The organism is Streptomyces caelestis, from assembly GCF_014205255.1.
GTDB lineage: Bacteria > Actinomycetota > Actinomycetes > Streptomycetales > Streptomycetaceae > Streptomyces > Streptomyces caelestis.
This window is the reverse complement of the sequence record NZ_JACHNE010000001.1, coordinates 502,113-517,684: the sequence shown is the minus strand read 5'-3', so window position 1 is coordinate 517,684 and position 15,572 is coordinate 502,113. Positions and strand designations below refer to the sequence as shown.

Annotated in this window: 7 protein-coding genes; 1 reads left to right on the top strand and 6 read right to left on the bottom strand. The window is 72.7% G+C overall.

Annotated features, from left to right (window positions below):
• Positions 1-159 precede the first annotated feature (159 nt).
• The 6 genes from HDA41_RS02270 to HDA41_RS02245 all read right to left on the bottom strand — a co-directional run bounded on the left by HDA41_RS02270 (position 160) and on the right by HDA41_RS02245 (position 14,528).
• Complete coding sequence (locus HDA41_RS02270; RefSeq protein WP_184980132.1) at positions 160-1,605, bottom strand: NAD(P)/FAD-dependent oxidoreductase; 1,446 nt, start codon at positions 1,603-1,605, stop codon at positions 160-162.
• Between the two features lie 68 nt (positions 1,606-1,673).
• Positions 1,674-2,927, bottom strand: coding sequence for a helix-turn-helix transcriptional regulator (locus HDA41_RS42195; RefSeq protein ID WP_184980130.1), 1,254 nt, complete (start codon positions 2,925-2,927; stop codon positions 1,674-1,676).
• On the bottom strand, positions 2,924-4,669 hold the full coding sequence (gene paaN / locus HDA41_RS02260; protein ID WP_184980128.1) for a phenylacetic acid degradation protein PaaN: 1,746 nt from the start codon (positions 4,667-4,669) through the stop codon (positions 2,924-2,926). Before paaN ends, HDA41_RS42195 begins: the two co-directional genes overlap by 4 nt.
• Positions 4,670-5,116: 447 nt before the next feature.
• A complete protein-coding gene (locus HDA41_RS02255; protein WP_230299691.1) occupies positions 5,117-6,010 on the bottom strand; it encodes an SDR family NAD(P)-dependent oxidoreductase in 894 nt (297 codons plus the stop codon).
• Positions 6,007-7,215 carry an FAD-dependent monooxygenase gene (locus tag HDA41_RS02250; RefSeq protein WP_184980125.1) on the bottom strand — a complete coding sequence of 403 codons (1,209 nt, stop codon included), beginning with the start codon at positions 7,213-7,215 and terminating at the stop codon, positions 6,007-6,009. The genes HDA41_RS02255 and HDA41_RS02250 overlap by 4 nt, the downstream gene beginning before the upstream one ends.
• 11 nt (positions 7,216-7,226) lie before the next feature.
• The gene (locus tag HDA41_RS02245) at positions 7,227-14,528 is read right to left on the bottom strand and encodes a non-ribosomal peptide synthetase (protein WP_184980123.1); all 7,302 of its coding nucleotides are present in this window, start codon (positions 14,526-14,528) and stop codon (positions 7,227-7,229) included.
• A 217-nt stretch (positions 14,529-14,745) separates the two neighbouring features.
• On the opposite strand from HDA41_RS02245, the gene HDA41_RS02240 reads away from it, so the two are divergent.
• Complete coding sequence (locus HDA41_RS02240; RefSeq protein ID WP_230299692.1) at positions 14,746-15,537, top strand: alpha/beta fold hydrolase; 792 nt, start codon at positions 14,746-14,748, stop codon at positions 15,535-15,537.
• Positions 15,538-15,572 lie beyond the last annotated feature (35 nt).

Sequence of the window (15,572 nt, the reverse complement as noted above, 5' to 3'; positions counted from 1 at the left end):
ACGGTGTCGCTCTCCGCGTCGCGTAGCGCGTCCTCGCGCCGGCCGCGGCGATCTGGCACCACCACAACTCCGGCAACCGGTCATACGGTCCCTGACCGCCTACGACCACTGATCACATCGGAATGACTCGTCTAGCGAACGCCTGGACGGCCTGTTCGCTCAGAGGCGGAACATCGACGGGTCCACCGACACCAGCCGCTTCAGCAGCGGCGGTACCGTCCGGCCAGAGTCCTCGCGGCGCTCCACCGCCCGCAGCGCCGGCAGGGCGAGGAGTGAGCCCGGATAGCGGAGGGGCTCGCGCGGGATCCACGCCGAGAGGTGGCGGGCGAAGGCCGACCGGGACCACTCGTCGTTGATGCCCAGGACCATGGAGGCGAGAACCTTCGCCATCAGGCGCGAGGGGCCGACGCCGTCGCCGGAGTAGCCGGTGGCGTAGCTGGCGCCGGGGACGGACTTCAGCCGGCCCGCGAAGGGCAGCGAGGTCACCGAGTACTCGACCGGGGCCGTCCAGGCCGCGTCGACGGGGGCCGAGGCGAGGCCCGGCAGGATGCGGGTCAGCTGCTGCCGCAGCTCGCCCGGCCGCAGCGGCTCCCCCCACAGCGTCGACGGGCCGTGGTGCCCGTACGCCACGCCGGCGCCGCCCTTGCCGAACAGCAGGCGGCCGTCGGGCGTGGTCCTGTAGTAGTTCAGCCGGCGCCGGGAGTCGCAGACCGAGGTCGCGTCGGTCCAGCCGAGCTCGGCGAGCGCCTCGGGCACAGGCCGGGTGAGGACGGTGTCGCTGGCGACGGTCACCATGCGGCGCCCCAGGTCCTCCAGCTGCCCGGCCCAGGCGTTGATGGCGAGGACCACCTGATCGGCGCGGACGCTGCCGTAGGTGGTGTACGCGCGGGTGCGGCCGCCCGGCTCGGTGCGCAGGGCGGTCAGCGGTGTTCGCTCGTGGACGCGGACCCCGGCGTCCAGGGCCACCCGGCGCAGTCCCCGGGCCAGCTTGGCCGGCTGGAGCGTGGCACAGCCCGGATCGAGCACCGCGCCGTAATGGCTCCGGGTGCCGATGGCCGTGCGGGCCTCGGCCGCGCTGATCTGCCGCAGCGGCTCGATCCCGGCCCGGTGCAGGTCCTCCAGGGTCGACTGCCAGGAGCCGCGCTGCGCCGGTGAGGAGGCGGCCCACATCCACGGACCCCGGCGGTACTCGATGTCGATGCCGTGCTCGTCCGCGAAGGCCAGGATGTCGTCCACGGCCTGGGCGGACGCCTCGCCGATCCGGCGGGCCTCCTCGGGGCCGCCGAGGGCGAGCAGGCTGCTGAACCGGGCCCACATCGGCATCAGATAGCCCGCGTTGGCGCCGCTGGCCCCGCCGCCGCAGATGTCGGCCTCGATGAGCACGATGTCGGTGCCGGGCGCGCGGCGCAGGATCTCCAGGGCGGTCCACAGGCCGGTGAACCCGCCGCCCACGACGCAGACGTCGCAGTCGAGCTCGCCCGCGAGCGGCAGGGTGCGGCCGTCGTCGGGTTCGGCGGCGAGCGCGTCGCGCAGCCAGGGAGTGCGCCGTTCGGGGGCGGGGACGCCGTGCCGGGGCCAGGTCGAGGACAGGACGATGTCGTTCACAGGAAGGGGTCTCCCAGGAGAATATGGGGGGTGACGAAACAGAAGGCAGAGTCAGGAGGCGTCGGTGGTCAGCGGGTGCCCGTGACGGCCTGGAGCAGGTCGATCCGCGAGCTCACCCCGTACCGCTTGAACAGCTTCCTGAGGTGGTAGTTGACGGTGTGCGGGGACAGCGCCAGCCGCCGTCCGATCTGCTGGTTGGTCAGTCCGTCGGCAACCAGCCCCACCAGGGCCTGCTGGGTCTTGGTGAGCCCGGTGCGCTCCGGCGCGTGCGGGCCCGGCTGGGCCGGGACCGCCTCCGCCCGGCGCTTCGCGGCCTGCGCCCTGCGCAGGGACTGCGCCTCCTGCTCCAGGGCCGCGCGCACCGTATCCGGTACGGAGTCGGCGAGGAGCCGGCGCAGCAGCGGGGTGTGGAAGACGGCCTGGCCGCCCCGGTCGCGGATGACCCCGGTGGCCCGGACCTCCTCCAGGACCGGCAGCAGGGCGGAGACCGAGGTCCGCATCATCAGCGCGAGCTCCTCGTAGACGACCTCGTCGCCGAGGATGGCCGCCACGCACAGGAGCTGACGGCAGGAGCCGGAGTACCGCTCCAGGGTGGACCGCACCCGCAGTGCCACCCGCTCCGGCAGCCGCTGGCTCAGCAGTTCCGCCTCACCAGCTGCGATCCGTACGCCGCCCTCCTCCCGCAGCCCGGTCAGCAGGTCGATGAGCAGGCGCGGATGCCCGCAAGCCTGGTCCACAAGCCGCACCAGGGCGGGCGAGGGGTCGGCACCAAGCACGTCCTGGACGAGCCGCAGCGCGTCCGAGGCGCCCAGGGGGCCCAGGGCGAGCCGTTCGCTGCGCCCGCGCGGCTCGTCCCCGAGGAGGGCGGCGGCGGGTGCGGCCATGCCCTCCCCGGGCCGGTGGGCGAGCAGCCACACCGTGCGGGCGCGGGCGCCGTGCCGGCCGGCCGGCGTCGCGGTACGGGTGGGGCCGCTGTGAAGGCCCGGCCGGCGGCCCCAGGGGGTGCCCTTCGGCCCGGCGGCGGGGTGCCGGGGTTGCTGCGGGAGCGGCCCGGCGCCGTCCAGGATCACCAGGCGCGGGCCCGAGGGGCGCGGGCAGCGCGCGTAACCCCCCTTGTGGCGGCTGGGGTTGATGTCGTAGCCGAGCCGCTCGGCGAGGAGGGCAGCCTCCTGGAGGAGCCGGGTCTTGCCGATGCCGGGCATGCCTTCGATGGCAAGCAGGGCGCTGCCGGTGCCCCGGCCGTGCTCCAAGACCTCCCGTATTCGTTCCAGTTCGGGGTCCCGTCCGCGCAGCGGAGTGCCCTGGGCGAGTGCCGTACTCACACCGCACCGCCGTACCGGCGTACTCCCACTGTCCGGAACCGTCCGGCCACGAAGGCGGTGTCGCAGTAGACCGCGTTGCCGGCGGGGTTGAGGCCGGTGGCGTGCAGGTCGGAGTAGACGGCTGACTGGGAGATGTACCAGTCGCCCATCAGGTTGACCGAGAGCATCACGCCCACGTCGGCGCAGACCGCCGCCATGGCCCGCTCCACGTCGTGGTCGGTGGAGTACAGGCCGGCGGAGAGGGCCCCGCACTCCCGGGTGGTGCGGGCGAGCAGCGCGAGCGCCTCGTCCACCGAGTCCACGGCGACGGCGAAGCAGATGGGGCCGAGCCATTCGGTGAGCAGGGTGGCCCGGTCGGCCTCGCGGGCGGCGTCGAGTGCGACGACCACCGGCGTGCGGATGTCGGCCTCGGGGTGGTCGGGGTGGTGGACGGCGCGGGAGGGTACGGCGACTTGGCCGAGCTTTCCGGCTTGGGCGAGGTCCACTCGCTCGCGGACGGCGGGGCTGAGGAGCGCGCCGAGCACGGCGGCGGCCCCGTTGTCGTCGGAGAGGAGGGTACCGAGGGCCTCGCCGAGGTCGGCGACGACCTGCTCGAAGCTCTTGTGGCCCTCGTCGGTGGGGATGCCGGCGCGGGGGATCAGGAGGTTCTGCGGGCTGGTGCAGAGCTGGCCGCTGTAGAGGGAGACGGAGAAGGCGAGGTTGGCGAGCATGTCCCGGTAGTCGCCGGTGGAGTGTACGACCAGGGTGTTGACGGCGGACCCGGCGGTGAAGACGCGGGCCTGGCGGGCGTGTTCGACCAGCCACGTGCCGAACGCGGTGGTGCCGGAGTAGTCGACGAGGCGGATCTCGGGGCGAACGGCCAGGGTGCGGGCCGCCTCCTCGCCGGGCCGTTCGACGGCGAGGCACACCAGGTCGGAGGAGAAACCGGCATCGGCGAGCGTCTCGCGGGCGATCCGGACGGTGAGCGCGAGCGGCAGGACGGCGGCCGGATGGGGTTTGACGAGGACCGGGTTGCCGGTGGCCAGCGAGGCGAACAGGCCGGGGTAGCTGTTCCACGTGGGGAAGACGCTGTTGGCGACCACCAGGGAGATCCCGAGCGGTACGGGCGTGAACGTCTTGCCGATGTCGACGACGTGGTCGCCCTGCGGCTTGCGCCAGCGGGCTCGGGCGGGCAGCCGGGTCTGCTCGGCCAGGGCCATGGCGATGGCCTCCAGGCCCCGGTCCTGGGCGTGCACGGCCCCCGCGTGGAAGGCCATCACGGGGTTGTGGCCGCTGGTGTGCTCGGCGGCCAGCGCGAACTCCACGCTGCGGGCGTTGATCCGGTGGAGGATCTCCGCACAGACCGCCGCCCGGACCTCGGGGCCGGCGTCCCGCCAGGCGGGCAGCGCGGCCGCCATCGCGGGCAGCAGCATGTCGGGGTCCGTGTGCGGGTAGGAGATGCCAAGTTCGAAGCCGTACGGGGAACGCTCGCCGCCGTCGGCCGGTGCCGGTCCGACTGTGCCGTCTTGGCCCGGCTGCCCCAGTTCGAAGGGGCGGCCCAGGAGCGCTCGGAAGGCGGCCTCGCCGGCGGCTTCGGCCTCATGGCCGTAGGCTCTCGGGTCCTCCGGGTACGGCGACCAGTGTTCCCGCGTGCGGAGGACAGCCTGTGCCCGCTCCAGAAGGGGGCGGTGACGGGTGACGAGACGCGTCAGCACGCCGCAGTCGGTGGGGACGGCGGATGCGGACTGCAGGGTTCGAGCCATGATTCTCATCCTTGTCGTGCGAGGATCGTCGGAGCCACAGGAAACTCGGACAGTGACGACGCAGTGCGATATCCGTCACCCCGGGCGCCGTCGACTGGGGACGGCGGCGCGCACGGAGTAGCGGCGAAACAAGGTGAAGCCCTTCGAAATCAAGGTCGTCCGGGGTTGGACATCCTGGGGCGGCGGGCGGAGAGCAGGGGGTGACTCTCCGTCCGCCGCCGGTCTCGGATCACCTTGGTGGCGTGAATCCGCCGTCCGTTCGGGCGGGGGAGCGGGCTCGCAGTGGCCGGTTTCACACGGCCGGTGGGCCGCGGTCCACCGGTTTCCCGGTCAAGCGGCCGACCGGTTCACCGGCCCATTCGCGCGCCGGGACATGGGGCCACCGGCGCGTTCGGCCCATCGGTCCACGTGTCCCACCGGCGCGTTCGGCACACCGGCGCCTCCCTCTCACTCGGTGATCGGGCGCAAGTACCGGTCCAGGGCGCTGTCCGGCAGGACCCGGGCCAGCACGCTCACCCGGCGGGCGTCCTGGCCGACCCGGTAGCGGGTCCGGGGACGGCGGGCGGTGAGGACCTGCCCGACAGTGCGGGCGAAGTCCTCCGGGGTGGTCCGGCTCTCGCGCGCCTGCTGTTCGTTCGCCGCGAGAAAGCGGCCGAACGGGATCCGGTACAGCTCCGCGATGTGCTCCGGCACGCCGTCCATGGCGTCCCGGGCCACCTCGGATACCTTCCCCCAGATCGGCGTCATGATCGCCCCCGGCTGCACCACGCTCACGTCCACCCCCAGCGGGCGCAGCTCCCGTCGCAGGACGTCGGTCAGCGCCTCCTTGGCGAACTGCGCCGAAGCGTAGGCGCCGAGGAAAGGGATGGCCACGCTGCCGAGCCCGGAGGTCACGTTCACCACCCGGCCCCGGCTGCGCCGGAGCAGCGGCAGTAGGGCCTGGGTGACGGCGAGCTGGCCGACCACGTTGGTGTCGAGCTGGCGCCGGAGCTGGGCGGGCGAGACGCACTCCAGCGGGGCCGAGACGCAGATGCCGGCGTTGTTCACCAGCCCCCACAGCCCCGCGTCGCCCACCGTCTCCGCGATCTCCTCGGCCGCGGCGGCGATCGTCTTGTCCTCGGTGACGTCGAGGCGGACCGGGACGATACGGCCCGCCTCGACGGCCGAGGCGAGCGCTGCGCCGTCCGCCTCCTTGCGTACGGCGGCGAAGACGCGGAAGCCGGACGCGGCGAGGCGCTCGGCGCAGACCCGGCCGAGGCCGGAGGAGGCGCCGGTGACCAGGACCGACTTCCCGCGCGCGGCGAGTCCCCCGCGCCCGCTGATCACGTCGGCGGCGCTCACGCGGCGACTCCCGTGGCCGGGGCCGTCCGGAACGACGGCGGGGTGAAGGTCAGCGAGTCCTCCAGGGTGCGCACCAGCCTGGCGCGTGGCATGAAGCGGAAATACGCGTCCCGGATCGGCCGGCGCAGGCCCTCGGACTGCTCGAAGTCGCTGATGCCGCGCGAGGCGGCGACTAGGGCGCGGGTCCGCTCGCGACGCTCGTCCTCGTACCGGCGCAGCGCGCGCGGCAGGTCCTCGGCTCCGCGCAGGGCCCGGCCGAGGACGACGGCGTCCTCGATCGCCATGCCCGAGCCCTGGCCGAGGCTGGTGAGCATCGGGTGGGCGGCGTCGCCGAGCAGGGTAACTGGGCCGCTGCCCCAGCGCTCCAGGAAGGGCCGGTCCCGGGAGGGCACCGCGATCACGGACTCCTCCGGGGTGACCTCGATGGCGTGCACGACCTCGTCGGCCCAGCCGGCGTAGGTGCGGAGGATCTCCTCCTTGGTGCCCTTCCAGTCGTGCGAGCGCTCGGCGGGCATGTTCTTCGTGCCCCACCAGTAGAGCCGCCCACCGCCCATGTCGACCAGGCCGAACCGGCGGCCGCTGCCCCAGTAGTGGATGACCGAGCCGGGCGCGAACCGGGGGTGCGAGTACGGTACGACCGCCAGCCAGCAGACGTAGCCGCTGTCCTGCGAGGGCTCCGGGCCGGCCAGCTGCCGGCGGACCACCGAGTGGAAGCCGTCCGCGCCGATAAGCAGGTCCCCGCGCTCCACCCGGCCATCCTCGAAGGTCACCCGGACTCCGCCCGTGGGCTCGGTCTCGAAGCCGGAGGCAGCGGAGCCGAGGGTGAGGGGGATGCCCTCGGCGGCCTCCAGGAGGGCCTGCTGAAGGTCCGACCGGGTGATCAGGACGCTCGGCACGCCGAGCCGTCCGATGATCTCGGGGAAGGGGAACTCCCGGATCAGCCGCCCCCGGGCAGTCCTGACGTGGTACGACTCCAGGGCGGTGCCCCGGGACTCCAGGTCGATGCCGACACCGAGGGACTCCAGGGCGCCGACCGCGTTGCTCATGACCGACAGGCCCGAACCGGCCGCGCGCAGTACGCCCGCCCGCTCGTGGATCTCCACGTCCAGGCCGGCCTCGCGCAGGGCGATGGCGGCCGTGAGCCCGCCGATGCCCGCCCCTATGACCAGGGCCTTGGGCCGGCGGCCGTTCTTCTCCGTGCTCATCCTCGTCGTCCTCACTGCTCGATGAGATCGCTGACGACCCGGACGGTGGTGGCCACGTGGGGCTCCTCCATGAGGGTCAGGTGGTCGCCGGGCACGTCCACGACGGCCAGGTCGCCGGTGGTGCGCTCGCGCCAGCCGTTGGACGGGTCGCGGTGCATCGACTCGATGGCGGTGTGCATGGAGTTCAGGACCTCGGGCAGCGGCTCCGAGGCGTGGATGAGGATCATGTCCTGGTCGACCGGGTCCGGCCGGTAGGCGAACGCCGCCTTCCAGTTGGCCTCGTACACGTGGAACAGCCGCCGCACCACGGCGCCGGTGCTGCCCGCCGGGAGCACGCCCTCGTCGATGGCGAGTCGGGCGATGAAGTCGAACTTCTCGTCCAGCGTGGTCAGTTCGGCCGGGATCAGCTCCAGCGGCGAGTCGCCGCCGCGCCGCAGCCACAGCAGCTCCCAGAAGAACCAGCCGAGCAGGGCCTCGTCGCCGGTGTTGAGCCGGCGGCCCGGGTTGAGGGCGGTGGTGTCCAGAAGCACCAGCCGGGCGATGTCCTCGCCTGCGGCCCGCAGTTGGCGGGCCATCTCGAAGGCCACGAAGCCGCCGAACGACCAGCCGCCGATCACGTATGGCCCGGACGGCTGGACCCGCCGGATCGCCTCGATGTAGCTCGCGGCGATCTCCTCGACGCTGCGCAGGGGCTCGGTGCCCGGATCGGCGCCGGCCGCCTGGAGGGCGTAGAACGGCTGGTCCTCGTGGAGGTACGAGGCGAAGCGCACGTAGCAGAGGACGTTGCCGCCCATCGGGTGGACGAAGAAGACCGGCCGCCGGTCGCCGCCGGTCCGGATGGGGACCAGCGGATCGAAGGCGGTACGGGCCCCGCCGTCGCGCAGCCGGACCGCGAGCTCGGCCGCGGTCGGCGCCGACACGAACTCCGACAGCGGCACGTTGATGCCGAACCGCTGCTCGATCAGGACGACGAGCCGCATCGCCGTGAGCGAGGTGCCGCCCAGGGCAAAGAGGTTGTCGTGGATGCCGACGGACGGCAGCTGGAGCAGCTCGGCGAGGATCTCGGTGAGGGTGCACTCGTACGCGTCGCGCGGCTCGGCGCCGCCGCCCTCCACCGGGCCGGCCGTGGTCAGCGGTCGACGGCGCAGCGCTCCGTCGTCCCGCTTACCGCTTGGGGTCAGCGGCAGCGCGTCGATCCACTCGAAGTGGGAGGGCATCAGGTACTCGGGCAGGACCGTGCGCAGCTGCTTGCGCAGCAGTTTCTCGTCCACCCGGTCCTCCTCGCCCACCAGAAACGCGGCGAGGAAGGAGTCGCCGCCCTCGCGGCGGCGAGCGACCACGGCGGCCTCCGCGAGCCCGGGGTGCCCGGCGGCGAAGCGGGTGATGGCCAGCTCCACCTCGGCCGGCTCCACCCGGTAGCCGCGCACCTTGACCTGCGAGTCGGCCCGGCCCAGGCAGACGATCGCGCCGTCGGGGAGCACGATGCCCAGGTCGCCGGTGCGGTACATGCGGGCGGCCGGGGAGCCGGTAGCACCAGCGGGGACGAACGGGTCGGGGAGGAAGCGTTCCTCTGTCAGCTCCGGCCGGCCGAGGTAGCCGTCGGCCAGACACGTTCCGGCCAGGTACAGCTCGCCCTTGGTGCCGGGCGGGACGGGCCGCAGCGCAGAGTCGAGCACGTACACCCGTGAGCCGGTGATCGGGGTGCCGATCGGCGGCAGGGCCGGGAAGCCGGCCGGGTCGCCCGTCATCGCGTACGCCGTCACCACGTGCGACTCGGTGGGGCCGTACTGGTTCTCCAGGACCACGCCCGGCAGCGCGGCGCACAGCCGGCGGATCTCGTCCGTCACCCGCAGCTGCTCGCCGGAGGAGAGCAGGGCCTTGAGCGCGCGCGGCACCAGGCCCAGCGCGTCGGCGGCCTCGGCGAACTGCTGGAGGGCCACGTACGGCAGGCAGATCCGCTCGACCCGCTCGCGGTCGAGGAGCCGCAGCAGCTGCGGCATGTCACGGCGCTGCTCCTCGGTCAGCACCACCAGCGTGCCGCCGCCGCACAGCGTGGAGAAGATCTCCTGAAAGGAGACATCGAAGCTGAGCGGGGCGAACTGGGCGGTCCGGCCGCCCACGACCCCGCTCGGGATGCTGTTCTGCCAGGCCACCAGCTGGGCCAGGGAGCGGTGCGGCATGGCGACGCCCTTAGGGGCGCCGGTGGAGCCGGAGGTGAAGAGGATGTACGCGGTACCGGCCGGGTCGATCGCGGGCAGCTCCGGTCCGTCCTCGTCGGCGCCCGCGCGGGGCGCGTCGAGAATCACCTCGACCGGCAGGACGGGGGCGATCCCCTGGAAGACGGCGGCGTGCTGTCGGTGGGCGATCACCCGGAGCGGTTCGGCCTGCTCGACCATCGAGGTCAGCCGCTCCGCCGGGTAGCTCACGTCGAGCGGCACGGCGGCGGCTCCGGCCCGCAGGACGCCGGTGATGACGGCGACGGTCTCGGGGGAGCGGTCCATGGCGATGCCGACGCGGGCGCCGGGCCGGGCGCCGAGGCCGAGCAGGGTGCGGGCCACCCGGGCGGAGACGCGGTCCAGTTCGGCGTACGTCCACTCCCGCTCACCGAAGGCGAGGGCGACGGCCTCGGGGGTACGGGCGGTCTGCTCGGCCAGGGCGCGCACGACGTCCGGCGGGGCGGCCGCCGTGGCGGTGGCCGTCGGGGTCGTGCGCGTGTCGGTGCCCGCCGGGGCCGGGGCGAGGAAGGACAGGTCGGGGGTCTCGTCCGGTTGGGAGACGATCCGCTCCAGGATCGCGGTGAACGCCTCCGCGTACAGGGTGGCCTGGGCCTCGGTGAAGGTCTGCCCGTGGAAGTCCATCCGCAGCCGCACCGAGCGGTCCACCGGGTCGGTCATGGCATTGACCAGCAGCTGGAAGTTGGTCTCCTCCCAGGTGACAAACTCCCGGAGCCGGACACCGGGCAGGGCGAGGACCCCGGCGAGCTGCCGGAAGTGGATGTAGTTGAACGCGGTCTCCAGGACGGTGGAGCCCCGGTCCTCCTGGATCGCGCTCAGCGGGTAGCGCCGGTGCGGGTGGGTGAGCTGCTCCTGGCGGAATGCCTCCGCAGCCACCTCCGCCCAGTCGCGGGCGGCCGAGGTGTCGAGGCGGACCGGCATGGTGTTGAGGAAGAGGCCGGTGGTGCGTTCGGCGCCGGCCAGCTCCGGGCGGCCGTGGGTGACCAGGCCGGTGGTGACGTCCTCGGTGCCGGAGAAGAGCCGCAGGGTCAGGACGTGCGCGGCGAAGAGAACCGACTTCACCGGCAGGGACCGCTCGGCGGCGAGCGCCCGGGCGGCCTCGCCGAGCTCCCGGTCGAGGTCGACCACCTTGGTGATCTGGCCGTCGTGGCCCGGCGCCTCGTGCGGACGGAACGCCTCCAGCGAGAGCAGCGGGGCCTCGGCCAGGTACTCCTGCCAGAAGCGGTGGGTGTCGGCGGAGTCCAGGGCGCGGCGCTCGGCCACCACGTGGTGCGCTGCGGACGGCAACGGGCCGGCGGTGTCGACCGCGTCCACCGGGTGGCCGAGGCTGTGCAGGTAGTCCTGGAGCAATTCGGTGAGCAGGGTGGCCACGCTGCCGCCGTCGAGGATGGCGTGGTGGAAGCTGAGAACCAGTTCCACGCTCTCCTCCAGGACGTGCGCCCGCAGGAAGTAGAGCGGCGCCCGCTCGAACACGTAGCGGTGGTGCCGGCGTTCCTCGACATGAGCCAGGATCTCGGCGCGGGCCTCGTCCTCGGGACGGCCGCGGAGGTCGGCGACGTCCAGGGCGTCGGGCGCCTCGCGGTCGATGATCTGGAGCGGCTCGGAGAAGGTGCCGAGGTCGAACGAGGACCGCAGGACGGGGTGGCGGGCGACGAGCACGTCGAAGGCGTCCCGGAAGCGGTCCTCGTCCCAGGGCAGGACCAGGGAGTACTGGAAGACGTCGTGGTAGACGGCCGAGTTCTCTTCGGCCCGGCTGTGGTAGAGCAGGCCGAGCTGGAGACGGGTGAGCGGGTGGGCGTCGGCGCGGCCTTCGAGCCGGGCCCGGTCCACCTGCGAGACCAGCGCGAACGGCTCCAGCGGCGCCTCCTGCGAGTGGGGCCCGGTGGTGGCGTCGGTGGTGGTGGCGTGCGCGGCGAGCCCGGCGACGGTCGAGTACCGCATCAGGTCGGTCACGGAGAACCGTATGCCGGCCTTCTCGGCGAGGGCGTGGATGCGCAGTACGGTGATCGAATCGCCGCCGAGGGCGTAGTAGTCGTCGTGGACACCGATGTGCTCGACCTCCAGGACCTCCGACCAGATCCGTACGAGCTCCGCCTCGACCGGACTCCTCGGCGGCTCGCCCGCGGGGCCGGACGCGCCGCCGGCGGTGGGGGCGGGCAGGGCGCGGCGGTCGGCCTTGCCGTTGGGCGTGAGCGGGATCCGCTCGATCCGTATGAAGTGCGCCGGAACCATGAACTCCGGTATCTGAGTGGCGAGTTCCGTGCGCAGGGCGGTGGGGGAAAGGGCGGTGTCCGCGACATAGTAAGCCGCGAGGACGGTGCCCCGGGCGGGGGTGGTGTGGTCGACCACCAGGGCGTCGCGCACGCCGGGCAGGGAGGCGAGCCGGTTCTGCACCTCACCGAGCTCCACCCGGTTGCCGCGGATCTTGACCTGGCCGTCGATCCGGCCGAGGTACTCCAGGGTGCCGTCGGCCAGCCAGCGTGCCAGGTCGCCAGTGCGGTAGAGCCTGCCGCCAGGCGTGAAGGGGTCCTCCACGAACTTCTCGGCGGTCAGCTCGGGCCGGTCCAGATAGCCGCGGGCCACCTGGACGCCGCCGATGCACAGTTCGCCGGGGACACCGGACGGCTGGAGACCGCCGTACGCGTCGAGGACGTACAGCCGCGTGTTGTCGACGGGCCGGCCGATCGGAACCCGGCGTACGGGCTTGTTGGGTTCGGCGACACAGTCGTGGTACGACACGTCGACGGTGGCCTCGGTGGGCCCGTAGAGGTTGACCAGGAGCGGGGCGCCGGGGCCGTCGAAGACGCGGTAGAACTGCTCGACGCGGGCGGGCGGCAGGGCCTCGCCGCTGCAGAACACGGTCCGCAGGGAGTCGGCCCGCGCGCACAGCTCGGGGGAGACCTCCAGGAGGTCAAGGAAGGGGCCGAGCATAGAGGGCACGAAGTGCAGGGTGGTGACCTGTTGTTCGGCGATGGTGTCCAGGATCTGCCGGGGGTCTTTCTGGCCGCCCACGGGCAGTAAGGCGAGACCGGCGCCCTCGATGGCCCACCAGAACAGCTCCCAGACGGAGACGTCGAAGGAGATGGGCGTCTTCTGGAGCACGACGTCCTCGGCGCCAACCGGGTAGCGCTTCTGCATCCAGGCCAGCCGGTTGATCACCGAGTGGTGCTCGACCATGACGCCCTTGGGGCGGCCAGTGGAGCCGGAGGTGTAGATGACGTACGCGAGGTCGTGGGGACCCGCCGGGGAGTCGAAGGGATCATCGGGCCCGGTAAGCAGGGTCTCCACGGGCAGCACGGGCACGGTGGCGGCGGGCGCCTCGGCTCCGGTGCCCGCGGGCGCCTCGGGACCGGTCGGGGCCGTGTCACCGCTGGTGAGGACCACGGCCGCGCGGCTGTCCTCCAGGAGAAGCCGGATCCGTTCGGCCGGGTAGCCGGGGTCCACGGGGACGTACGCGCCGCCAGCCTTGAGGACGCCGAGCAGGGCGACGATCAGGAGCGGTGAGCGGTCCATGAGGACGGCCACCCGGTCGCCGATCCCCACGCCGCGCGCGGCGAGGGCGCGGGCCACCTGGTTGGCGCGGGCGTCGAGCTCGGCGTAGCTGAGCGGCCCGGCTCCTGCGGTGGCGGCGACGGCGATCCGGCCGGGGGCACGGGCGGCCTGTTCGGCGATGAGCCCGTGGACGGTCCGCCCGTCGGCGTACGGGACGTCCTCGCCCTGCCACGCCTGGGTGAGGTTCTTGTACTCGGCCTGGTCGAGGAGGGGCAGCGTGACGGCGGCCCGCTCGGAGCGCTCGGCTCCGGCCCGGACGAGGGAGAGGAGGTGCCCGGCCACCGAGGAGAGGGGGAAGTCCTCGTCGAAGATGTCGAGGGAGCCGTCGAGGTCGACGCGGATGTCGGCATCGTCCTCGAAGGCGTGGACCATCACGGACAGGGCGTCCTGAGCGTGCACGGGCGCCTTGACAGTGATCTCCCGCGCGAGACCGGGCAGCGCGGCGGGGCGGGGGAAGCGCAGGTAGGAAACGGTGACGTCGAACAGCCGGCGGTTTCCGGCCGGGTCGGCGGGCAGCTCGCGCAGCAGGTCGCCGAGAGCGAGGCGCTCGTGCGGGCGCAGGGCGTCGGTGGTGGTGCGGACCTGGGCGGCGAGCTGGTGCAGGGTGGCGTCGGCGGCCACCGGGACCCGGACCGGCAGGCTGTTGGCGACCTGGCCGACCGCCGCCAGCTCCGCCGCTCCGCGCCGGTTGAGGAAGGGCACGCCAACCACGGCCTCGTCGCTGCGGTGGATCCGGGCGAGGTAGGCGGCGAAGGCAGCAGTGAGGAAGGCGAAGGGGGAGCTGCCGCCCTGGCGGATCCGGCGCACCAGGTCGGCCTCGACGGTGAAGCTGTGCCGAACGCGGCGGCGGACGCCGTCGGCGGGGGCCGGGGCGGCGGTGAACAGGGCGGGCTCGACCCCGGCCAGGGCCTCACGGTGGTGGGCGCGGTCCCGCTCCTGGGCAGGCGAGCCTTCGTAGGCAGCCGCGGCCTCCAGGAGCGTGGTGACCGAGCTGGCGGCGGTGTCGGTCTCGACGGCAACGGCGGCGGACTCGGCGCCGGTACGGCGGGCGTACTCGGCCCAGACGCGGCGGCTGATCTCGTTCAGCGCGTAGGCGTCGGCGAGCAAATGGTGGGCGTTGAGGTGCAGATGCACGACCGTGGCGCTCTCGCGGAGCACCGCCGCCGTGAACAGACGCGAACGGCGCAACCTGAACGGCGTGTTGAAGGAGCGTTCCTGCCACTCCGCGCAGGCCGCGGCGGGGTCGGCCGCGCCGGAGTGGTCCACGTACATGGCCCAGGGGCCGGACTCCTCTGCGGCGAACCACTGGTGGGGCACTCCGTCGTGGTCGTCGAAGCGCAGCGCGAAGGCGTCGGTGTGCCGCAGGACATGGTCCAGGGATGCGGTGAGCGCCGCCGTGTCCACCTGCCCGGTAAGACGTTCCTGCAGGACGACGTTGAACTGCGGGTCGGGGGAGGAAACGGCAAATTCGGCAGCCCATATGTCACGCTGATAGGCAGACAGCGGAAACTGACGTGATACGAGCATCGGTCTTCCTTCGGTCTTTAGGGCCATGGAATTGTTGCTGCCCGATGCTCGGGATCATACGTTTCCCAAGATCTGCGCCACCACTACTCGATTGAGTAGCCGAACACCACTCGTTCGAGTAGTCCGGGCGCGAAGTAAGCGGAAAGCCGCAGGATGCCCCGGAGAATTTCAGGGCGTCCCTGGCTAGTATCTGGACATGACCTCGCCAATCCCTTCCATGAATGCCCCTCTGCTCCAGGGGACCGGCCCCGCACTGCTGCTCGCACACGGTGCGGGCAGTGATGTGCAGGACAGTTACGGCCCACTGATCGACGACCTGACGGAATACCGGACGGTCATCGGCCCGGATTATCCGGGATCCGGAGACACCCCTCTTCCCGGGCGGCCGCTCACTCTTGACGAGCTGGCCGACCACATTACGGAAAGCGCCGTGCGCCACGGCGCCGAAACTTACGCCATTTCCGGATTCTCAATGGGCTGCTCGGTCGCCATACGGGCCGCGGTCCGCCATCCTCAGCGGGTTACCGCGCTCATTCTCTCGGCCGGCTTCGCCCACCCGAATCCGCGTCTCCGGCTCGCCGTGGACACCTGGCGCGCCCTCGGCAGGCACCTCCCGGAGAGCCGCGAACTGGCCGCCTATCTCTCCCTGATGGTGGGCGGACCGGAGTGGCTCGACGAGCGCTCCACGGACGAGATCGAGGAACAGCTCACCCTCTTCGCCGGCGGACTGCCGCCCGGCACCGACGCCCAGCTCGCCCTGTTCGACCACATCGACGTCCGGCCGGACCTGGCCCGGATCGCGGTGCCGACCCTGGTGGTCTCCCCGCTGCGGGACCTGCTCATCACTCCCCTTCACTCCCGGGAACTGGCGGACGGCATCCCCGGCGCCCGGCTGGCGACCCTGGACTGCGGGCACGCCATCGCCGCCGAAGAGCCTGCCGCCTGGGCGGCGTTGATCCGGGACTTCCTGACGTCGGTGGAGGAGACCCCGGGCCGCGTACGGGGGTGACGCGGCCCGGGGAGTCGAAGCCGGGCCGCCCGAGC